Origin of the sequence: Ruegeria atlantica (assembly GCF_001458195.1) — a bacterium.
GTDB classification, from domain to species: Bacteria; Pseudomonadota; Alphaproteobacteria; order Rhodobacterales; family Rhodobacteraceae; genus Ruegeria; species Ruegeria atlantica.
On the sequence record NZ_CYPU01000024.1, the window covers coordinates 51,325 to 72,779 of the forward strand.

General features: G+C 54.9%; 16 protein-coding genes and 1 pseudogene. 4 read left to right on the forward strand and 13 right to left on the reverse strand.

Annotated features, from left to right (window positions below):
• Positions 1 to 7: 7 nt before the first annotated feature.
• A complete protein-coding gene (locus RUA4292_RS08185) occupies positions 8 to 688 on the reverse strand; it encodes a GntR family transcriptional regulator (RefSeq protein ID WP_058277171.1) in 681 nt (226 codons plus the stop codon).
• 150 nt (positions 689 to 838) lie between these two features.
• Here RUA4292_RS08185 and RUA4292_RS08190 point away from each other — a divergent pair, with 150 nt between their 5' ends.
• Together RUA4292_RS08190 and phnY are read left to right on the forward strand one after the other, a co-directional pair.
• Positions 839 to 1,858 carry a GlxA family transcriptional regulator gene (locus RUA4292_RS08190; RefSeq protein WP_058277172.1) on the forward strand — a complete coding sequence of 340 codons (1,020 nt, stop codon included), beginning with the start codon at positions 839 to 841 and terminating at the stop codon, positions 1,856 to 1,858.
• Positions 1,859 to 2,032: 174 nt separating this feature from the next.
• A complete protein-coding gene (gene phnY / locus RUA4292_RS08195) occupies positions 2,033 to 3,493 on the forward strand; it encodes a phosphonoacetaldehyde dehydrogenase (RefSeq protein ID WP_058277173.1) in 1,461 nt (486 codons plus the stop codon).
• A gap of 55 nt (positions 3,494 to 3,548) precedes the next feature.
• On the opposite strand, the pseudogene RUA4292_RS08200 reads toward phnY, so the two are convergent.
• Positions 3,549 to 4,357 (reverse strand): annotated as a pseudogene (locus tag RUA4292_RS08200) (fumarylacetoacetate hydrolase family protein).
• 239 nt (positions 4,358 to 4,596) lie between these two features.
• Here RUA4292_RS08200 and RUA4292_RS08205 point away from each other — a divergent pair.
• Positions 4,597 to 5,238: a GNAT family N-acetyltransferase gene (locus tag RUA4292_RS08205; RefSeq protein ID WP_233493383.1), complete on the forward strand. Its 642-nt coding sequence runs from the start codon at positions 4,597 to 4,599 to the stop codon at positions 5,236 to 5,238.
• Between the two features lie 94 nt (positions 5,239 to 5,332).
• Positions 5,333 to 7,102 (forward strand): adenylate/guanylate cyclase domain-containing protein, encoded by a 1,770-nt coding sequence (locus tag RUA4292_RS08210; protein WP_058277241.1) that lies wholly within the window; start codon positions 5,333 to 5,335, stop codon positions 7,100 to 7,102.
• A 55-nt stretch (positions 7,103 to 7,157) separates the two neighbouring features.
• Here RUA4292_RS08210 and RUA4292_RS08215 read toward each other — a convergent pair whose 3' ends face one another.
• From RUA4292_RS08215 to RUA4292_RS08260, 11 genes are all read right to left on the reverse strand, one after another.
• Entirely contained in the window at positions 7,158 to 8,003 is an 846-nt protein-coding gene (locus tag RUA4292_RS08215) for a pentapeptide repeat-containing protein (RefSeq protein WP_058277175.1), read from the reverse strand.
• Between the two features lie 150 nt (positions 8,004 to 8,153).
• Positions 8,154 to 9,449, reverse strand: coding sequence for a gluzincin family metallopeptidase (locus RUA4292_RS08220; protein ID WP_058277176.1), 1,296 nt, complete (start codon positions 9,447 to 9,449; stop codon positions 8,154 to 8,156).
• Positions 9,436 to 10,794 (reverse strand): TfuA-like protein, encoded by a 1,359-nt coding sequence (locus RUA4292_RS08225; RefSeq protein ID WP_082637045.1) that lies wholly within the window; start codon positions 10,792 to 10,794, stop codon positions 9,436 to 9,438. The genes RUA4292_RS08220 and RUA4292_RS08225 overlap by 14 nt, the downstream gene beginning before the upstream one ends.
• On the reverse strand, positions 10,791 to 11,996 hold the full coding sequence (locus RUA4292_RS08230; RefSeq protein ID WP_058277242.1) for a YcaO-like family protein: 1,206 nt from the start codon (positions 11,994 to 11,996) through the stop codon (positions 10,791 to 10,793). The genes RUA4292_RS08225 and RUA4292_RS08230 overlap by 4 nt, the downstream gene beginning before the upstream one ends.
• Before the next feature lie 561 nt (positions 11,997 to 12,557).
• Positions 12,558 to 12,734 carry a hypothetical protein gene (locus RUA4292_RS24745; protein ID WP_158506987.1) on the reverse strand — a complete coding sequence of 59 codons (177 nt, stop codon included), beginning with the start codon at positions 12,732 to 12,734 and terminating at the stop codon, positions 12,558 to 12,560.
• 372 nt (positions 12,735 to 13,106) lie between these two features.
• On the reverse strand, positions 13,107 to 14,285 hold the full coding sequence (locus RUA4292_RS08235; protein ID WP_058277177.1) for an acyl-CoA dehydrogenase family protein: 1,179 nt from the start codon (positions 14,283 to 14,285) through the stop codon (positions 13,107 to 13,109).
• A gap of 192 nt (positions 14,286 to 14,477) precedes the next feature.
• Complete coding sequence (locus RUA4292_RS08240; protein WP_058277178.1) at positions 14,478 to 15,497, reverse strand: AraC family transcriptional regulator; 1,020 nt, start codon at positions 15,495 to 15,497, stop codon at positions 14,478 to 14,480.
• 128 nt (positions 15,498 to 15,625) lie between these two features.
• Positions 15,626 to 16,810, reverse strand: coding sequence for an acetyl-CoA C-acyltransferase (locus tag RUA4292_RS08245; RefSeq protein WP_058277179.1), 1,185 nt, complete (start codon positions 16,808 to 16,810; stop codon positions 15,626 to 15,628).
• Positions 16,807 to 18,927 carry a 3-hydroxyacyl-CoA dehydrogenase NAD-binding domain-containing protein gene (locus tag RUA4292_RS08250; protein WP_058277180.1) on the reverse strand — a complete coding sequence of 707 codons (2,121 nt, stop codon included), beginning with the start codon at positions 18,925 to 18,927 and terminating at the stop codon, positions 16,807 to 16,809. Before RUA4292_RS08250 ends, RUA4292_RS08245 begins: the two co-directional genes overlap by 4 nt.
• Positions 18,928 to 18,938: 11 nt before the next feature.
• Complete coding sequence (locus tag RUA4292_RS08255; RefSeq protein WP_058277181.1) at positions 18,939 to 19,625, reverse strand: dimethylsulfonioproprionate lyase family protein; 687 nt, start codon at positions 19,623 to 19,625, stop codon at positions 18,939 to 18,941.
• Positions 19,622 to 21,226, reverse strand: coding sequence for a fatty acid--CoA ligase (locus tag RUA4292_RS08260; protein WP_058277182.1), 1,605 nt, complete (start codon positions 21,224 to 21,226; stop codon positions 19,622 to 19,624). The genes RUA4292_RS08255 and RUA4292_RS08260 overlap by 4 nt, the downstream gene beginning before the upstream one ends.
• Between the last annotated feature and the right edge of the window lie 229 nt (positions 21,227 to 21,455).

Below are 21,455 nucleotides of genomic sequence, written 5' to 3' on the forward strand. Positions count from 1 at the left end.
GGGACCTTCAGCCAGTTTCGCCTTTCCGCGTCTTAATAACCATCGCCAACAAATGATCCTTGGTCCGTTGAATATGCTTGGTTAGCAGTTCACCGGCGGCATCAACCTGACGTTTGCGTGCCAGCGACAAAAGCTGTCGGTGATCTTGCTTGGCGGGCTCGCGCTGTTCCATGACGCTTAGATGCATGCGTACATAGCGGTCCGATTGCAGATTGACCCGTTGAAGAATCTCACTGGTCAGCCCACGATCAGCAGCCGCATAAAGGGCTTTGTGGTATTCATAATTCAGGCTGCCCCACCGCCCGACATTGTAAGCTTCGTAAGACCTTTCCATGTCGTCGAGCAGCTTCTCGCATCTGGCGAAATCAGCTTCCGTCATCTGCGGAATGGCCCGTCTAAACAGGTCAACTTCCAAAAGAACGCGAAGGTCGAAAATCTCGCCAATTTCCGAAAGCGAATGCGAAGTCACCGATGCACCACGGTTGTTAGTCAGCTGCACAAGGCCTTCGGCATCCAGCCGTTTCAGGGCTTCGCGGATCGGCATACGCGAAACATCGTAATCCTCGGCAAGGGCCTCTTGCCGGATGGTTTCACCTTCGGCCATCTCTCCACTTAGGATACGTTCCCGCAGATCATTTGTGATGACTTCTGGAAGACTTTGACGTGCGATCGCGCGGGTTCTGGGCATAAGAGTGGTCTCAGTCGGTGTAAGTTGTATCCAAAATACAAAATGAGCGTTCGATTTCCAAGGGTCTTACATCTATTGATAACTTTAAGTTGCTCGAGCGTTCCAGCAGGCCAGCAACGATGCGGTATTCGAACGCGAAGGAGGGGTGTAGTGGTCAGTCAACGTTTCCTGCCCAAGGGGGCGATTTCCGTCGACGTTCCTTATGATGGACCACCCAAGGCCTTTCATTTCCTGTTGCTGCCTAATACCACGATGTTGGCGTTTAGCGCAGCGATTGAACCCTTGCGTATTTCAAACCAACTGGCCCGAAAGCAATTGTTCGAATGGTATGTCCTGTCAGCAGATGGCGCGCCGGTCACGTGTTCGAACGGAATCCGCATTCAAGCCGACCAACCCATGCATGATCTGGAGCAGGGGGCTTATACCTTCGTGTGTTCCGGCACTGAGCCGATGGCTTCGTTTGACACCCGGGTTTTGAATTGGATCCGTCGGCAAAAGGCACATGGATGCGATTTTGGCGGTATCTGCACGGGAGCATTTGCCTTGGCCAAGGCAGGCCTGATCGGCGACAAGAAGTTCACCGTTCATTGGGAAAACCGCCCCGGGTTTTGCGAGTATTTTCCGACAATGACGCCAACCCAGAGTCTGTACGAGATTGACGGCAAGCTGCGCACTTGCGGGGGAGGTCACGCCAGCACCGATATGATGCTGGAAGTGATCGAGGAATTGTTCGGCAACGCCCTGGCCATCAACGTGTCCGAGATGTGCTTGCACCGACGCGTCGGAGAAAGTGGCAGCAATCAAGTTTCGCCAGTCTCGGCCCTTTTGGGGACGCGCAACGCCAAGCTGGTCGAAGCTGTCCAAATAATGCGGGACAACATTGAATCGCCGCTCAGTCTTGAGGCGGTAGCGGATCAGGCGTCTCTGTCCAGACGCCATATGGAACGGCTGTTCCAGCAGCACACAAAGATGTCGCCCGGCCAGTATTACAACAACCTCAGGCTAGATCGTGCCTTCGCCCTTTTGAATGAAACCGACCTCAGCGTATCCGAGATTGCCTTTGCATCCGGGTTTTCCAGCACGGACAGGCTTTCAGTTCATTTCCGAGGCCGGTACAATGTTTCGCCGCATAACTTCCGCAGATCGTGGTCGCACGAAAGTGGCAACTAAGACCGTTGGTGAGACTTGGATACCGAGGTGCAATCCAGCTCTGGACTGCCACAGTGGATTGACCGAGCGGGGCGTTCCCTTCATCTTCAATTGCGTGATCGACACTTCGCTGCGCCTGCCATTGCGCAATTTTGAAGCACCGTTTTTTGCCAGCATAGCGTTGGCCCCTTTATCATGGACGTTATCATGAACACATCCGGTATCCGCAACGAAGGCATGCGTATTGGCGGCGAGATTGTCTTTACCGATGCTAAAATCCCGGTCCACTACCCCTACACGAGTGAGGTTGTCGGTACCGTCCCTGCCGGCACTTCTGAACATGTACGCAAAGCTTTTGAGATCGCCGCAAATTACACGCCCAAATTGACGCGTCACGAACGCAGCGAGATTTTGCGGCGCACCGGCGCGTTGATTGGTGAAAATCGCGAAAACCTCGCAAAATGGCTGACGCTTGAGCTTGGCATCTGCCATCAGCACTCGATCTATGAAACCAGGCGCGCGCAGGACGTTTTTCAGTTCGCTGCCTCCGAGGCCCTGAAGGACGATGGTGAGGTTTTCTCGTGCGATCTGACCCACAACGGCAAGGCGCGCAAGATTTTCACCAAACGCGAGCCGGTCAGAACCATCAGCGCAATTACACCGTTCAATCACCCTCTGAACATGGTCAGCCACAAGATTGCACCGTCCATTGCCACCAATAACAGCATGGTCTGCAAACCGACCGAGCTGACCCCACTGACGGCCCTGACGCTGGCGGACATACTATACGAGGCGGAGCTGCCGCCCGAAATGTTTCAGGTCGTGACTGGCTGGCCAAAAGATATCGGCGATGAGATGATCACCAATGAACACATTGACATAGTCACCTTCACGGGCGGTGTGCCGGTAGGCAAGATGATCGCGTCCAAGGCGGGTTACAAACGGCAGGCACTGGAATTGGGCGGCAACGATCCTCTGATCGTGCTGAATGATCTGAATGACGCCGATCTGGACAAGGCCGCCAGTATAGCTGTGGCCGGGGCCACAGGGAATTCGGGGCAACGCTGCACCGCGATCAAACGCATTCTGGTTCAGGAAAGAGTGGCAGATAGATTTGTGCCACTCGTTCTGGAAAAGGCAAAAGCGATCCGGTTTGGTGACCCTCAGGACCCAGAAACGCAATTGGGTTGCGTTATCCACGCACAAGCCGCCGAGTTGTTCGAAAACCGCGTGCTCAAGGCTGCGCAAGAGGGCGCAGAAATCCTCTATCACCCCGGCCGCGACGGTGCACTGTTGCCGCCGATCGTCGTCGACAAGGTGCCCCACGGCAGCGAGTTGGTGATGGAAGAGACATTTGGTCCAATCGTGCCGATCGTTCGTGTTCCAGATGATGATGCGCAAGTCATGCAGATCTCAAACGGCACCGCATTTGGTTTGTCGGCGGGTGTCTGTACAAATGATCTGAACCGGGCGATTACCTACATCAACGGTTTGAAAGTCGGCACCTGCAACATCTGGGAACAGCCCGGCTACCGGATCGAAATGTCTCCTTTTGGCGGCATCAAGGACAGCGGCAACGGCGTCAAGGAAGGCGTGATCGAGGCGATGAAATTTTTCACCAACGTCAAAACTTATTCACTGCCCTGGCCCGAGTGACTTTTCAGCCCTTTTTCTGTTGCGGGAAATTGTGACAATTGCACAAACAGGGGGCTCAGCCCTGCACAACGTTCTGCCGTTGCATGCCCAAGCCTTTGATGCCCAACTCCATCCTGTCGCCAGGTTTTAGATCGGTCGGCGGATTTTGGCCCATGCCCACGCCCAGAGGGGTGCCTGTCGAAATCACATCTCCCGGCTGTAGCGACATGAACTGCGACAGATGAGAGATTGCTGTCGCCACGCCGAAATGCATCGTTCGGGTCGATCCATTCTGAAACCGTTGCCCGTTCACCTCAAGATACATCTGCAGGTCCTGCGGATTGGGTACCTCATCCCGTGTCACAAGCCATGGACCTATAGGACCGAACGTGTCGGCGGATTTGCCTTTGACCCACTGGCCCGAACGGTGCAGTTGGAAATCGCGCTCTGATATCTCGTTGATGACGCAATAACCGGCGACATGGCTCAAGGCTTCGGCTTCCGAGACATAATTGGCCTCTTTCCCGATCACCACGCCCAGTTCCACCTCCCAATCAGTTTTGACCGAGCCACGACGAATTTCGACCGTGTCGTTGGGGCCAATAATGGCTGAAGTTGCCTTAAAAAGATCACCAGTTCCTGCGGCAGCTCCATCCCACTTTCGGCCGCTTGATCGGCATAGTTCAGACCAATGCAGACGAACTTGCCGACCTGACCGACGCAAGCGCCAATCCGCGGTTGACCATCCACCAGAGGCAGGCTTGCCGTATCCAACCTGCGCAATCGGTCCAGAGCCTCATCGCCAAGCGACTCGCCTGTGAGATTGCCAATCACACCCGACAAATCACGAAGTGCGCCCTTGGGACCGAACCGCAGCAATTTCATTGATGGTGTTCCCTTTGCTCAGAGCGTCCGGGGCCACCATTAGCAAACAGAGTTGTGGATGGGAAATTCCGTTGCATTTGCCCGGACAGCAAACTTGTCGACCCACTGCATCATAAACTCAAATCTTGCAGCGAATTAAACAGAGGGCAAAGATACTGTAATCTCATTTCGTAATTTTTAATTTTTTGTGCTAGTGTCCGAGTAGATTTTACTGATTTCTTTCAAAGGTACTATTTATCGTGAGCAACAATTCACAAAACACGTTCAGGTTGCGCCCGATGGAAAGGGCAGATCTGGATTCCGTTCTGATTTGGTTTCAGGACGCTGAAGACCTTGCGCGTTTCGATCGTACAACGCGCGTGCCCCTCAATACATCGCATGCCGAAGAATTTTGGAGAGATTCATTTACGTCTTCCGATGCCAGCCGCAAATGTTGGTTTGTCGTCGAGTCCTCCGCAGGTGAGGCCGTTGGGCTGGCCGGGCTCGAGTCTATCTCGAACATCAATCGCGATGCAGTGGTCGCAGTTTTCGTTAACAAGGCAATGCGCAGATCCGGCGTCGGGCTCCGGGCATCCGCTTTGGTGCTGGATCTGGCATTTCGACAACTGGGGCTGAACCGCATAACGTCTTATTATCGTAAGGACAATCATCACAGCCGTGATCTTGTTGCCAAGATAGGATTCCAGATTGAAGGGACGATGCGTCAAGCGTGGTTCGCTGAAGGTGAGTTTCAGGATATGGTTGTTGTGGGCATTCTGAAGTCCGAGTGGATGGTGCGCCGAAACGTTCTGGCACAGGAACTTGATGCGAATACGGTCGTGACATTGGGGCCGAATGATTGCGCCGCCTGGTCATGGCCACCTCGGATCGCAGAGGTGTGATCAGTTCCAATCAAAACTGCTTCGGTCGTCAAAAACGATTTTTGATATATGTTCGTTACGGGTGCGCTATGAATCCGAAAAAAGAGTAACACTTGTGAGTACGATAATTTCTGACATTCCAATTACTCAACGGCTTGGCGCAGTATTGTTCGCTGATGTCGTAGGATACTCCCGGCTTATGAGCGAGAATGAGTTGGATACCTATAATGAATTGAAAAAATTGATTTCTTTGCTTGAGGTATCGTGCGCAAAGTACAACGGCCGAGTGGTTGAGGTACGTGGGGACGGGATTTTGGCCCTGTTCGAAACTGCCACCAGCGCGGTGGAATTCGGGGTCGAATTGCATCAAATCGCCAGCGATCAGAATAAATCCCGCGCGCAGGATCAGCGAATCAAGTTCCGGGCTGGGATTCACCTTGGTGAGATACTGATAGACGAACGTGGCATTCACGGCGATAACGTCAATATCGCGGCCCGGTTGCAAGAAATAGCCGAGCCTGAACGGGTCTATGTCAGCTCTGCCGTGTATGATCAGGTCTGCAATCGCCTGCGATTTGGGTACGAGTTTCTGGGGCCAAAACAGCTCAAGAACATCATGAATCCTGTCTCGACCTACTGCGTCCGCAGCGAAGTGGCCGGCGCGACCATGGCCGGCACGATGCGCCCGGATTTGAAAGGGGACATATTCGAACGGCCGGATACGCCGTCGGTGGCCGTTCTGCCCTTCAGCAGCTCTGGCGGGGATGAGTCCGACAGCTGGATCGCCGAAGGTCTGACGGACGACGTAATCATGAATCTGTCCAAGTTCCGGAACCTTTTTATCATCGCCCGGAACTCGTCATTTTTCTTCAGGACACAATCGATGCCTCCGAAAGAGGCCGCGCAAAAACTGAATGTCCGCTATGTCGCGCGCGGCAGCGTACGTCGGTCAACCAGTCGGATCAGGATTTCCGCCGAGTTGATTGATGCCAACACCGAGCGCACGATCTGGGGCGAACGGTTCGATCGCAAGATTGACGATATTTTCGACATTCTTGATGAGGTCACAGAGTGCATTGTTGCGGCCACTGCGGTGATGATCGAGTCGCATGAAAAACAGCGCATGATTCAGGCGATTCCAAACGATCTTGAGGCCTATGGTTCGGTCCTTCAAGGTCAACACCACATCTTCAAATATACCCGAAACGACAACCGCAAGGCACAGAATTTCTATCAATCAGCCCTTGAAAGGGACGAAGGATATGCCCGTGCTGCAGCAGCGCTGTCGCGAACTCTAAATATCGACTGGCGTTATTCCTGGGCCGAAGAGCCGTCGCAGGCGTTGGAGAAGGCGCTGATATTGGCGCAGCGCGCAATTGAACTAGACCCGACCGATGCACGTGGTTTCGGCGAATTGGGCTATGTGCACCTGTACCGCAAAGAGCATGACGCAGCCATCCAATCCTATCAGAGGGCGCTGGCGTTAAACCCAAATGACGCGGATATGCATTCTGACTTTGCCGATGCGCTGGCCCACTCAGGTGACAACGAAACGGCCATAACGCATATTCAGCAGGCAATGCGCTTGAATCCGTACTTCCCGGATCAATACCTTTGGCATCTGGGCGGCGCGTATTACAATCTCAGACGGTATGAGGACGTCATTGAGACGGTCAACAAGATGAACAACCCGACTGAAGGGCAGCGTATGCTGGCCGCCAGCTATGCTCAGCTGGGTCAAACGGACATGGCCCGCCTCATAAGGGAAAAGCACCGCGAGGCGCACCCGAACTTTTCGCTGGCCCGGTGGACAACCGTTCAACCGGATCGGCTAGAGGAAGACACGCAGCACTTTGTGGAAGGTCTGAAAAAGGCCGGGTTCTAAAATGCAAAGGGGCACCGCGTTCCGGTGCCCCTGAGCTTACTTTCGAAAACTGGATTTAGTCGCCGCCGCGTACCTTTGCGCCGCTGACCTTGGCACCGCTTACTTTTGCGCCACTGACTTTTGCACCGCTGACCTTGGCCCCACTCACCTTTGCGCCGCTGACTTTGGCACCACTTATGGCCGGGCTGTCAAAACCGAAATAGATGTCCAGCAGGACCTGTTCGAACTGGCCGGTCATCACGTCCATGCGGATCGTATAATCGGCTTTGTCATATTCCCAAACGCGGATATCGTTGGCTATCTGGTAATCCGCAGAAGCAACCCCAGTTAAGGTCGGATTCCCCGGAGCCCGAGCCGCCTGGTCGGTTGGCTTATTGTCCATGGTCGCAGTTTTGCCTTCCCCATGCACAAGGAATACCGTGGGTTCGGGCAACTCATAATATGTGCCCTCATAAGCGAAACCATAGATTCTCGCGAACTGCGCGTCGTTGTCCAATTGTTCAGCGAGGTGATTATTGTTCCCACGACCTCTGGGCGGTTTGTCGGAACCCGTGAACTCCTGTTCTCCGACAGCAAAGTTGCCTTCCTGTTCCCAGAATTTCTGCTGTGTACCCCGTCTGATCTTAATAACTGTCCCATTTTCAAACTGGATTTTGTTGAACCAGGATTTGGCAGCGTTATCCGCCACCGTATACACACCGTTCTGGGTTTTGTCGGTCTGGTTTTTGACCAACACCCTGTTCCCGGCCCGCAGAGTTACGCCATCTACGGTGCCACCTTCCAATGTCGTCAAATTGATTGTGGTCGCAGCTCGCACCTTTGTTCGAGACTCGATCTTGATATCGTCAAGAGCTCTTCCAAATAACAACACTTCTGAAAAACTGAGCAAGGACTCAGACATATCACAATCTCCCAATTATGGGATCGACGGAGTCTGAGACCACATCTCCCCCTCAATGCGGTCTGAAAAGTTTCAGACCTAAATTAATCCATTTCAATCACCCCACGTCTAAATGCCACAAAACCGCTTAAAAATAAAGGATTTTGGGCATTATCCCGGAACCTGTGTACGGACAGAATTAGAATGGCTGTCCTCTTCGGGGTCGGGTTGGCGCGGACCAGCAATTGTCAGGCCGATATCTCGCATGCGGAAGTTGCCTTCGATGATGTTGCGAAACGCACCGCCAGTGATTTCCTGATCAACCGCCAGCAGGGCCTTTTCAACACCGAAATAGCTGAGCATATCGGCATCCAGCCGCTCCCATGTGTCGGCCAGATAGGTTCCCAGAAAATCGCGCGCCTCAAGCAAAGCGATCCGGAAACCTTCGGGGTTTTCGGCATAACGGGCATCGAACACACCCTGCATAACCTCGCTGTAATCCGGAGAGTCTTCCAGTTGATCGGACAGATGTTCTTCTTCAGGTGAGATCAGCCCATGCAGCAGCAGGCGTTCGTGATAAATATCTACAAAAATGTCGAACATCGCTCCGGTCAACGGTTCGGACAGATCGTGTTCGCTGGTCCATCCGGCCGCAAACTCTGACATGGACCGTGTGTTGGCGGCAATTCGGATCTGAGCGTTTTCCCCCAGTTCGGCAAACCGGTTCAGACGATTGAAGGTGTACAGGTTGCCCCGTGTGTTTTTCAACAACGCGTCAACAACAGAACCAAAATGCAGCGACGCAAGAAGGGCGACCATATCGGCAGCGGACTCGTGAAATCCATAATATTCGCCCGACGCATCTCCGTCTGACGGCATACCAATGACGCTATAGATAATGGCATGTCCGATTTCATGGGAGACAACGTCAAAGTTCAGGCTGTATGGGCGGTACTCATCGCCATGTTCGTGTGTGCCGCCCGTTTCCAGAAACCCCCAACCAATATGTGCGTTGTCCAAACTGGGTAGCAGGGACAGTTCGAGCCGGTCGAAATCGCGCGCGAAATGCCACGGGATTGGTCGATCAAAATACCCTTGCCACACATCCATTGTAAAATGGGCCGACCCGAACAAATGCGCCGCCTCAAATGCGGGGTCGGATGGGGCAATATGAAAGAAATTGCCAAACTCATCGGGCATCGCGGGCGGTTGGATGTATCCGTCCCAAGGTGGCAGATACATACCCGGTCCATTTGGCCCCGGAACGATGGCGCCGTAAGGTGTGGTTTTGCCGACAGGATTGACGGTGTACATGCGCGGACCGGACGGCCCCGGCCCGATGCTGCCTTGTGGAGCCGAAATTTCGACAAGCTCCGGTTGCGCGCCCGGTTCCAAAAAAGGTGATTGCGGATACAGCAGGAACCGTGTGCCGGGTTCTTCGTCGCTTACAGTCTCATGTGCGTTCATCAATCGACCCCTCGTGCCGGGCGGAGGCCACCTTGCTTTTTGGGACGTCCGTACAGGCACTCCTGTGGCAAAACAAAAACTCTGCTTCGATCAACTCACCAAGTTCCGCGCGCCCGGGTAGGCCAAGCGAGGTTGCGTAGCTGTCCAGGTTATCCGGCACGTCCTGGTCAAGACTTTTTTCAAAGTACCACAAAACCATACGCAGGCGATCCGCCCCCGAGACGGGGCCATTCACAACGGCAGCATTACTCTTGGCGACTGCCCGATCTCGCAGCTCGACATATTTGCCGGTTCGTTTCAGTTCGGCCAGTAGTGGCCCGTCTAACTGGCGTAAACGCTCAGCGACCGCCGCATCGATCCGGGCGGCATCCGCCAGCATGTCTTCATACCCCGCGAGGTTCAGATCATTCGAATCCAGCCATTCCATCAAATGCGCTTTATGAGACAATCCAGCCTTGGCCCTGTGGCCCGTCATTTGCCGGATCAGGGTTTCGCGATCAGGTTGCTGATCCTGCACGGTTGCTTCTTCCTGCGCGATAACGCTCAGCACCGCCCGGTCGCGTAGCTCGGAATAAAGTTGCGGGTCCAACCTCAATTCGTCGATCACGGCATTGTTTTTGACCACGTCGGAATCGATGCGATTGCGTAACTGTTTCCAAACTAATGTCGGTTCTGTCCGGGTAACAGGGTTTGAGGGTAGGGTGCCTTGCGACAGGCAATCCGCCATTAGCGCCAGCATCGTGCGGGCGTCATCTGCCTTGGCATCAACTTGGTTCTTCGGCAGCCAATCCAGAAAGGCCTCAACTCCGGGCAGTTTGTTTACTTCTTGGCCGATGTCTTGCCAGATGCGGTGCCGGTAGTGTCTGGATTTAGCATACTCAAGAATTTCAGCGGCACTTTCAGCAGGTAAAATCCCTTGCGCCTGTGCGTTTTTTACTGTGGCTCGGATGGAAACCATCGGTGTGCTGAGCGGCTGATAACCCAGCTCTGCCGGGCTGTGCAGAACTGCAACCTCATCGTCATCCTGTAAAACACCACTTAGGTAATCTTCAAAGATCCCGCCAACACCGATCATTCCGAAATCGACCAGTTCCGCAGCGCGCAGAGCGCCCATGCTGGCGCTGCCAAAAACCGGTATCCCTTGCTCCATTGCCCACAAGATTTCCTTGTGCCAAACCGAGGGCACACCTTCGAAGAACCCATCTATAATCCCAATGGCGTGCGGTTGATCCTTGGCTGCGCGATAGACATCACCCTGCTGAACAGGGGGTAGGATCGCAGCATTCAACTGTGCGGTGACTTCGTGTGCTGGCAGGGTAGGACCCACAAATACAACGACGGTCATGCGGTTTCCTGCCTGATCTGCAACGCTCTTAGGCCTGGTACATAATCCGCGTCGTCGTGTGGCGCCTCCAAGCCCGGTATGACCGCCCGAACAACCGATAGATCATATTCAGGCCGAGACAAGTCCACGATCACCACCTGAGAAATCCCGACGGCCTCTAACCTGTTCAACAGCAAAGCCAGGTCATCCTCAAATGTCTTGGTTGAATGCGTCGGGCAGTCCTGGAAATTCTCTGTCGGAGAGGCACGATCGATCAGATCCCGCACATATCTACATCGATCCGTTTGCGCCTGATCAGTGAATTCTGCCGGGTCCAGATCATCGCGCGCGCCCGAGATATAGGTTAGCCGGGTCTGAGCAGCCTCTGTCACCGCGCGCAGCAACGCGATTGCTCGATCCGGATGGCACCCGTCGCCGATGCCGATGTGACCAGGCTGCCCGCCGGCCTCACAGATCACGCACCGAAAACTGGCAATTCCGATATCCGACGTGGTGTTCCACACCCCGATCTCCAGACTTGCGCCGGTGACTTTTTCAATGGCCACCTGACATCGTGGGTCGTCGACAGTGCCGAGATCAACGCGCGCGGTCGTGGTTTGGTGAGACCACAGCGTCGTTGCATCGCGCTCAATCAATTCGCAAATCGCATGACAACGCGCTTCGGCATCATTATTGCCCGAAGCCAAACCGTTTGTTGTTCTGGGAAAGGCGCGTTGTCCGGCGAGTGGAGCGGAAGTGTAGTCAGTGTCCACCATCTCAAGCGGAACCCAGCAGGCCCGTTGACTTTTCAAATCCCGGCCTTCGACCCATAACATGTTGCTATTGGGATCAAATTGCGCGCCGGTGATCTTGGGCAATCGCTCCACATCCACTACGGTCGCTTCATCAGCCAAATCGGTAAGTCTGGCAAGCCGTTGCGGAAGTCGCACACGTTCGGCATGCCAGGATTCGATCGCTTCCATAACGCCTGAAGCTTGCGCTGCCTGCAACGACAGTCCCTTACCAAGTGACACCGCAACAGATCGGGAATTGGGACGAGCAACCATGACGGTAGGCAAACCAATCCGATCCAGACCGGTCAGATTCGCGATCCGAGTTATACCCATTTCCCGAAGAAATGGTTGCACAATGCTCAGGGTGTGCGCGGGGTCGCGCAGACGATGAGTGTCATGCACGTAGGTCTTTTGTGAACTATTGGTCATTTCATCGACCTTGCCAAAACAAACGTGCAGGTTCGCACAATAAAACAAGCTATACGCAAATAGGATGGTAGAGGAATTCGCGTGGGTCAACCTTACTGGTTTCTGGCGTCAGTCTTGGAACTTGGCGATAAATTCAAGTAAAATTATTTAACATAACATAGATTACACGTAAAGCTAATCAAAACTGCAATTTATGTCGGAGTACGTAAATAATGGGACCGAATTATTGAGACTCGCCTCCCATTGAATTCAACACCTTAAGTTTTTTGCGCTTTTTTGAGTGTTTCGACGGCTCAAGCGCTTCAAGTCGACGTAAATCAGAAAGCCAAAGAGCCTCTTCGCAACCTGGAAACCGGCACAGTGTACCTTACTTGGGCTTGGTTGATCAGCAGAATACCCTGCCCAGCACTTGGCCCCAAGCAGACATCCAGCATTTGCTTCCACTGCTGCAGCAAATCCTAAGTCGTGCACGCGTCGATCCAAATTTCGCGCGCAATTGTGCTTCTCAATAGACCATCCCGGTCACAAATGCGGGACGCATAACACGCCCCGCATCTCTCTCTAACGGCCCCCAGCTTTTCCGGGAATGTTCATCCGTTTGGCCGCACGCGGTGGTGTCTTCATACGCAGATCGCGCGGCGGCTTGGCTTTGGCCTTCACTAACTTGGCGGATTTCGGTGTCTTCTCCACAGCAGGAAGGGTACGCCCGAGGGCGGTTTTTGGTGGTTCGATGGGCATGATGCACCTCATGGCAAAAGAAAGCTGAAGTCGCGCAGATGCACGACTGCGAACGCCCGCAAGGGGCTAGCGTCGATTGTCCATTGTCAGAGTCCTCCGCAGGAGTGTTTAAATGCGCAATCTGTCAATCGAGGTCAGAGCGCGGCGGGATCAGAAACTATGCTGGTCCATTGTTAGATTCTCCTTTGCGAATGGTAGGAAGGTCTCAAACTACGGAGCATCTGTCAAACCTGCTCAATGAACGGGTTCAACAGTTTTCAGACAGTCGGCTGCCGGCCCTTAACCGGCCGCACGTGTGCGGCCGATCTTTCGATTTTACCGATCTGTGAGGAGATTTTCAGGTTGGTTCCGCTTCACCGGGGGGTGGGACGTTCAGCCGGTTTCACCAAATCCTTTCGGTACTGGCAGATCAGGCAAGGTAGCCGCACGTTTCTGCAAGGCCCGTCCGATGACCACGCGGCTGATTTCCGTCGTCCCGTCCACGATCCGCAGCATTTGTGCAAGACGGGACAAACGATCCAGACCATAAGGCTGCAACAGCCCCATGCCGCCCAGCACTTGCGTGCAGGTATTTGCAGCCTTCACTGCGGCATCTGGCACAAACCGTTTGGCATGGGCGGCCATCAGTGGGCCCTCGGGCGTGCCAAGGGCCTTTGCCGCCTTGCGGTACAGCAGCTTCGAGGCTTCAAGATCGGTCGCAACTTCGCCCAGCATCCACTGGATTCCGTCCAGATCGAGGTTCTTGCCACCGAACATCTTGCGGTTCTTAGAATAGGACAGCGCCGTATCCAAGGCAGCTTGCATCAATCCACAGCATCCTGACGCAATCGACACACGGGCGATATCGATTGCCATGAGTGAGCCTTGCAGGCCCTGGCCAATGGGCAGGATGATGTTGTCTTCACTCACCACGACTTTGTCCATGTACATCTCGGCAAGAGGCAGGAAGTTGTAGGACGGGGTGTCGTAGAGCGGACCAAAGCTGAGGCCCGGAGCGTCGGCGGGAATGGCGATCATCGCCATATCCTTGTGGCCGGGTGCGTCACTGGTTTTGACCACGGTGAAATAGATATCAGCCTCGGTCGCCAGGCTGACCCATGCCTTCGCACCGCTGATCGCCCATGTGCCGTCGTCATTGATCACGGCTCGCGAATACATGTTTGTGGCATCCGATCCGGATTGCGGTTCGGTCAGTGCAAAGTTCGCCAGTTTGCGGCCAGAGGTCAGGTCTCGTGCCCATTTTTCCTTGAAGGCATCTGTGCCATAACCACAGCCCGCGAACGTACAGATGTTATGCATCGACAGGGCAAAGGCATAAGCGCCATCTCCGAGCCCCAGCTGTTCGTAGACCTGAATGCCCTCTGAAAGTGGCAAGCCCTGGCCGCCAAACTCCTCGGGGGCGTAGAGCCCCGTCAGGCCAACGGCCCCGGCCTTGTCCGACGCATCACGGGGCCATGTTTTCGTGGCGTTCCAGGCGTCCACATTGGGCAGGATGACCTGCTCGGCGTGGTCGCGTGCGGCCTGGAGTATGGTGGCGAGTTTGTCTGACATTGACGGATCCTTTCAATGGCGATTGTTCTCAGATGACGCCACAACCCGGCAATCGTGGATGGCCGGACTGATGAGCTATGAAGGCGAAACTTCAGCTGAAAATGCTTCTCTGCGGCAAGACTTAGCGAGCCAGCCCGTTAAGCTCTATCTCGTGTGCTGACAGATAATTGTCCAAAAGTGACAAATGGCCGCTTATGTATGTGATTTGCGATATGCGCTGGGTGTACTGCCGGTCCAGCGTTGAAAGGCCCTGTGGAAATTGGCAGCCGAGGAAAAGCCGACATCATGTGCGATGGCCTCAACGCTTTTGCGTCCCGCTTGTAGATCGCGGATCGCGATGTCGCGCCGCAGGGCATCCTTGATCGCCTGAAACGACGTCCCATCCGACTGCAACCTGCGGATCAGGGTGCGCGGGGTCATGTGCATTGCGGATGCTGTCTGGGTCAGGGTCGCCGCGTCCCATCCCGTTTGGCCCAGATACGTGCGCACCCGCAGCGATTGGGTGTGTTCGCGGGAAGAGGTAAAAATCCAGTCTCGCGGCGCGTTTTGCAAAAACCGGTCAAGATCAGCTGTACTTCGAGTCAGCACTGGACCCAGTGCATTCGGGTCAAACGCGATGGCGGTGGCAGGTTGGCCAAACCGTAGCGGTGCGGGAAAGATGATCGCGTAATCCTGATCAAAGTCCGGGCGATCAAACGCGAAATCGACGCCCCTCACCGGAACCTCATGCCCCGCCAGCCAAGACATCAGCCCATGGGCAAGTTTGAGGATCAGCATATGTCCAAACCGCTGAAGCGGCACGTCACCTTGTGGTTTCAGGGTAAGCACCAACGCGTTGTCGGCGTCCTCCAGATCAAACTGATAATCATCCAGCAACAAGTTCCAGAACGTCGAAAACCGGTAGAGTGCAGATGCAAGAGACGTGGCTTCCCTGACAGTGGTCAAAAGATGTTGTAGGGCCCTCGGCCGGACGGGTCTGCTCCAAAGCCCCATCATCTCATCACCGGTCTCAACTGCGGCAAGTTGATAGAGGCAAACGATCTGATCCAGCGTGACGCGACCATTCGGCGAGCGCGTATCCGCGTTCAGACCGGACCGGCTAAGCAGCGACGCCATCTGCGCCTCTGGGCACAGGGCACGCAGCGCCGCCAGCCAGTCATCGACAAACTGGCTGGAAACCGTGGAAAGGATCGTTGGCGTGACATTGGTCATAACGCCTCAAGAGGTATCACCAATTCCGGTCGACATGAAACGCAGGCTTGCAGATGGCGGCCTTCGCAGATGACAGAATGTCAATGTCTCAACCAGATAACGCTCTGCTTGAACTCATTTCAGTGGGGTCAGGCGACTTCGAACAACGCTGCGGCCCCCATGCCTCCGCCAACACACATGGAGATCACCACGTATTTTACGCCACGACGCCTCCCCTCAAGCAGAGCGTGCCCGACTTGTCTCGCACCTGTCATGCCGTAGGGGTGGCCAATCGATATCGCACCGCCGTTCACGTTGTAGATTTCGGGATCGATCCCAAGATGGTCGCGGCAATAGAGAACCTGGCAGGCAAAGGCTTCGTTAAGCTCCCAAAGGCCGATGTCTTCGATGCGAAGACCTGCATTCTTAAGCAGCTTTGGAATGGCATAGATTGGGCCGACCCCCATCTCTTCCGGTGCGTTTCCTGCAACAGCCATGCCGCGATAGATACCTAGCGGTGTGAGGCCCCGCTGCTCAGCCATTTTGCCTTCCATGAGCACACAAGCCGAGGCACCGTCAGAAAGCTGGCTTGCGTTTCCGGCAGTGATCACGCCTCCTTCGACAACCGGGTTCAGCTGGCCAAGTGTTTCGGCCGTCGTACCCGGCCTGTTGCCTTCGTCTTTTGACAAGGTCACTTCTTCCAGGGTTTCCTCTCCGGTTTCGCGATTCTTGACCCGCTTTATCGCAGTGATTGGGACAATCTCGTCATCAAAGGCGCCAGCAGCCTGAGCCCGGGCCGTCCGACCTTGGGAAAGTGCAGCATATTCATCCTGGGCGTCACGACTGATCCCATATGCCTGCGCCACATTTTCCGCCGTCATCAGCATCGGCATATAGGCATGTTCAGATTGGGCGATAACGTTTGGATCTTTCTCATCGCCCGCCCATTTCAGATAGGCATTCTGCAGGGTGGAAATATTTTCCTGCCCGCCTGCCACGGCGACATTCTGACCATCCACAATGACCTGCTTTGCGGCCGTCGCAATGGCCATCAACCCGGAGGAACATTGCCTGTCGATCGTCTGTCCTGCCACCGTATTGGGAAGGCCCGCCGCCAGCGCCGACAAACGAGCGACATTCATGCCTGCTGTCCCCGCCGTAAGGACCGATCCGATGACGACATCTTCGATCGAACCGGGGTCCACGCCTGCACGTTCAACAGCGTGCTGAATGGCGTGCCCCATCATGGTAGGGGATTTGATGTTGTTCAGCGCACCCTTGAAGGCAACCCCAATCGGGGTTCGGGCGGTTGAGACGACAACGGCTGCTCTCATGATTTTTCCTTTTTGGCATCAAAATACGCGGTAAGTGTCACGCCCGAGGTTGCGAGTTCTTCCAACAAAGGCGCAGGCGTGAACCACATCTCGCCATAGGCGCCAAGCGACTGCCGATAGTGGGTCATGCGTTCCAGAATCTGGCTTAATCCAATCTCGTCGGCATAGTGCATCGGGCCGCCGCGCCAGTTTGGAAAGCCATAGCCATTGACCCAGATCAGGTCGCAATCACCCGGGCGCGTTGCAATGCCCTCTTCAAGGATCAAAAAGCCCTCGTTGATCAGGGGATAGAGACATCGCTCAAGGATTTCCTGATCGTCGATGTCCCTGCGTTTCACGCCATGCAGGTCCGCCAGCTCGGAACTGATTTGAACCATCTCAGGGTCTTCGACCCGTGTCCGTCCCTCGTAGACATAGCTTCCACGCCTGGTTTTCTGACCCAGTCGGCCCAGTTCACACAACATGTCCTGCACGGCCTGGTATGTGGGGTCATGCGCGATTTCACTACGCCGTTCCTGACGCACGCGTGCGCCCACATCGACCCCGGCCAGATCTGCCATCGCGTGAATGCCCATGGCCATGCCGAAGTTCTCAAGGACGTCATCCACCTGTTTCGGCGTCACCCCCTCAAGAAGCAGACGAGATCCTTCGCGGAAGTATGGCTCCAGCATCCGGTTTCCAACAAAGCCGTAGCACACGCCAACCGTGACAGGGAGCTTCCGGATCTTCTTTGCGACTGTAATTGCCGTTGCGATGACATCTGGAGCGGTCTTGGCGCCCCGCACCACCTCTAGCAAGCGCATGACATTTGCCGGGCTGAAGAAATGGAGGCCAATCACATCCTCCGGGCGGGACGTGACCGCGGCGATTTCATCAAGATCCAATGTCGATGTGTTTGAGGCCAGTATCGCGCCAGGTTTGGCGTGCTGGTCTAGGCTCGCGAAAATTTGGTGTTTGACATTCATGCTTTCAAACGCCGCTTCAATGATCAGGTCAGCCTTCGCAAGGTCTGCATAGCTGAGCGTCCCGGTGGCGTTGGCGGCGATTGCCTCTGCCCGATCGGCACTGAGCCGCCCTTTTTGAGCCGCACGCTGGAAATGCTCCCGGACCTTTTCCAGCCCCTGTTCCAGCGCAGTTTGTGTGGTTTCCAGAAACGTGACCGGATATCCCGCCTGCAGAAAGGCGATGGCAATGCCGCGCCCCATCGTTCCGGCACCGATCACGGCGACCGATGAAATGCTACGTGGTTGGTCAGCACGGGTAACGCCGGGAACCTTGGTGCATTCACGCTCTGCGAAGAACAGATGCCGCCCCCCGCGCGATTGAGGTGTGTCGAGCAGTTCAGCGAAACCTGCCTTCTCTTGTGCCAACCCCTCGGCCAGCGGCAATTCGCACGCGGCCTCGATGGATACCAAGCAGCGTTCAGGGGCGACAAGGTTTTTGGACGTGTGCGCTATCTGGTCTCGGAAACCCGTCAGATATCCCTTCGGATCAGGGTGTGTGACGGTCATATCCATGCAACCGCGTTTCGGATCGCCCTCATGGCTGACACGGGTGGCGAAACCCAAAACATGCGCGCGAAAATCCTGGTCGTTCTCAAATAGTGCGTCGACCAGCCCACAAGACAGGGCATATTCGCCTTTGACGGGATCACCCGAGAGGATCATTTGCGTTGCCGCTTCCAGCCCGGCAATCCGGGGTAGTCGCTGGGTGCCTCCGGCACCAGGCAGCAGCCCCAGTTTGATCTCAGGTAGGCCCATCACGGCATCCGGCGTGGCGACACGGTAATCACAGGCAAGCGCGATCTCCAGCGCACCACCCATCGCGGGACCTGCTATCGCGACGATAATGGGTTTCTTGCTGGTTTCAATCGTTTCACACAGGTCTGGCAAGTCCGGCTTGTCCCAAACTGCCCCGGTACGGAACTCGACGATGTCAGCGCCGCCGCAAAAGAGCGGCAGAGCCGAACATAGAACGATAGCTTTGACCTGTTCATCGGCGTCCAACTCGTGGATGGCCGAGGAAAGCGCCAGTCGCATCTTGAGACCAAGAGCGTTCACTGGCGGGGCATTCAGCTCAATGAAAGCGACACCCTCGTTATGTTTAATGGAAATCATGTTTGGAAACCTCAATTGGACTGTTTGGCAAGATCTTGTTCGATCTCTGCCCAATCGTCGAAGTGGATTACATTGCAGGGTGAATTCACGTTCTCGAGCCAGACAAAGACGGAGATGAATGGCTGGTCATAGACCCGGGTGGCGTGGGGATCGCCCGCCGCGTTCCAGATAAGTGATCCAGCCGGATAATCCTGCCAGTCACGGGTGCCAAACCGCCAACCAGATTTCTCGGAAAGGTTCAGGTACAGTTCTGGCGCGTCGTGGTTGTGGTCGCGATACAGCGTCCTTGGTCCCAGCATGAAAATGCCAAGGTTGAAATCGAGATGGTGATATCCACATGCATCCGGCCCGATCAGCAGAGTATGCAGGTTGCACCTTGTGTATCCCTCTCCCAAATCGGCACCGGGGGGATAGAATTGGGCGTTGTCTTCGCGCCAGATCAGATCATCCTTGGCCGCTTTCAGACAGCCTGCGATTTCCTGCAATTCCGGGGCTGCAATCCCGGCGACAGCGTTCTTCAGAACCTCATCATGCCGGGTTCCTTGGGGAGGTAAGTCAATGAGCTTCTCATCGGACAGGTCCATGGCTGCCAGCTTGTCCAACGTCAGATCAACGCCGCGCGTGGCAGCTCTGTGAGCCTGCAGATAGGTGACAATGGATTGAATAAGCGCCTGAATACGACGTTGTTTGTCTGTCATGATTTTAGGTCCGAGCGCGTTGAAATATCTTGCCGCACGAGTTTCTTGTCGAGCTTGCCGACGCTGGTTTTAGGTAGGCGGTCGACAAAGATTAATTCGTCTGGAACTGCCCATTTTGAGATCTCGCCTGCGTCAACCCGCGACTGGATTTCTTCCATGACTCTCAAGCGCACAAGATCCGGGTCGGCATCCTTTGCGGCTTGAGCGACCAACACTGGCCTTTCACCCCATTTCGCGTGCGGCAGCCCGATTGCTGCGACGTCCTCAACGCCGCTGCAAGACGATGCTATGTTTTCCAGTGCCAGTGAGGATATCCATTCGCCGCCGGTCTTAATCACATCCTTGAGGCGGTCAGTAATCTGCAACGATCCATTCTCGCGGATATACCCAACATCCCCGGTATGCAGATACCCACCGTCCCAAAGCTCATCCGAGGCTTGCGCATTATCCAGATAGCCTTGTGTCAACCAGGGAGCCCGAGCAACAACTTCGCCGGTTGTTTCGCCGTCATGTGGGACGTCCTGCATATCCGGTGTCACAACACGAAGGTCGACAAGAGGGCCGGGAAAGCCGGTTTGCGCCTGCATCTCGGGGTCATTGCTGGACAAATCGGCCACCGTCAGAAACGGACAGGTTTCGGACATCCCATAGGCCGCATGCAAGGATATGCCTGCCGCCGCGGCGCGGTCCTGCAGGCCTCGCGGCAAAGCGGCCCCGCCAACGATCACTTTCCATCTGTCCAGGTCAATTTGTGGGCAGCCCGGATGGTCGAGCACCATTGACAGAACCGTGGGCACGCAGTGTGAAAAGGTGACGTTTTCGTCTGCAATCAAACGCAAGATTGTGTCAGGGTCATATCGACCGGGATAGACCTGACGCAGCCCCAGCATCGTTGCGGCATATGGAAATCCCCAGCCGTGGACGTGAAACAAGGGCGTCAGCGGCATGTAGACGTCGCCGCGATGAAATCCGGCATTCCCGGGCCATGCGCCGAAACCTGCGATCAAGCCCAATGTGTGAAGGACCAACTGCCGATGTGAATAGCTCACACCCTTGGGATTGCCGGTGGTCCCGGTTGTATAAAACAAGGTTGCCGTTTGGTTTTCATCGAAGTCCGGGAAGGCAAAGCTGCCTGGGGCTTTGCCTATCCACTCTTCATATCCTTCTCCGTCTCCAATCGGCACGATGGTGATGTCCCGATCAAAGCCCGATTTGATACCCTCAATGAGCGGCATGAAATCGCGGTGCACGATGATCAGATCCGGTTGCCCATGGTTGATCGTATGAAGAATCTGAGCAGGAGACAGACGCACGTTGATCGTGAAAAGGGACGCGCCCATCATCGGGATCGCGAAAAAACACTCAAGATAACGGTGCGTATCCCAATCCATGACACCAACGCGCATACCCTCATGTATCCCGCTCGCCTTTAAAGAATTGGCAAGTTGGCGCACGCGTTTGCCCAAGTCCGCATAGCTCAACCGCATTTCGGTGCCGCTGACGATCTCTTGGCTGGCTGACGCGAGCTGGGATCCGGCCAGCAAGTGTTTAATCAGCAACGGATAGCCATATGCATTTGGCGAAGGTGAAAGTGGTGGCATGAAGGTGGAATCCCATAACATCTCTATCTGCTAATCTGGCATTTCTCACCCCGTGGAAGAATTGAAAGAAATTTCCTTTCATCAAGAAATTCTAACCGATCACGTCGCACCGCGAATTGCGTGCTACCCCCTGACAGGTTATGAAAAAGAGTATCAATACCCTGCTATATTCGCGCCCGTCGTCGGATAACTCTGCTTGAGGGTAAGCAGAATTGATTTCATCGAGGAG

Bases quoted from the DNA above. Each gene is read 5' to 3' on its own strand.
- RUA4292_RS08185 (WP_058277171.1), bottom strand. From the start codon at position 688: ATGCCCAGAACCCGCGCGATCGCACGTCAAAGTCTTCCAGAAGTCATC.
- phnY (WP_058277173.1), top strand. From the start codon at position 2,033: ATGGACGTTATCATGAACACATCCGGTATCCGCAACGAAGGCATGCGT.
- RUA4292_RS08215 (WP_058277175.1), bottom strand. From the start codon at position 8,003: ATGTCTGAGTCCTTGCTCAGTTTTTCAGAAGTGTTGTTATTTGGAAGA.
- RUA4292_RS08220 (WP_058277176.1), bottom strand. From the start codon at position 9,449: ATGAACGCACATGAGACTGTAAGCGACGAAGAACCCGGCACACGGTTC.
- RUA4292_RS08225 (WP_082637045.1), bottom strand. From the start codon at position 10,794: ATGACCGTCGTTGTATTTGTGGGTCCTACCCTGCCAGCACACGAAGTC.
- RUA4292_RS08230 (WP_058277242.1), bottom strand. From the start codon at position 11,996: ATGACCAATAGTTCACAAAAGACCTACGTGCATGACACTCATCGTCTG.
- RUA4292_RS24745 (WP_158506987.1), bottom strand. From the start codon at position 12,734: ATGCCCATCGAACCACCAAAAACCGCCCTCGGGCGTACCCTTCCTGCT.
- RUA4292_RS08235 (WP_058277177.1), bottom strand. From the start codon at position 14,285: ATGTCAGACAAACTCGCCACCATACTCCAGGCCGCACGCGACCACGCC.
- RUA4292_RS08240 (WP_058277178.1), bottom strand. From the start codon at position 15,497: ATGACCAATGTCACGCCAACGATCCTTTCCACGGTTTCCAGCCAGTTT.
- RUA4292_RS08245 (WP_058277179.1), bottom strand. From the start codon at position 16,810: ATGAGAGCAGCCGTTGTCGTCTCAACCGCCCGAACCCCGATTGGGGTT.
- RUA4292_RS08250 (WP_058277180.1), bottom strand. From the start codon at position 18,927: ATGATTTCCATTAAACATAACGAGGGTGTCGCTTTCATTGAGCTGAAT.
- RUA4292_RS08255 (WP_058277181.1), bottom strand. From the start codon at position 19,625: ATGACAGACAAACAACGTCGTATTCAGGCGCTTATTCAATCCATTGTC.
- RUA4292_RS08260 (WP_058277182.1), bottom strand. From the start codon at position 21,226: ATGCCACCACTTTCACCTTCGCCAAATGCATATGGCTATCCGTTGCTG.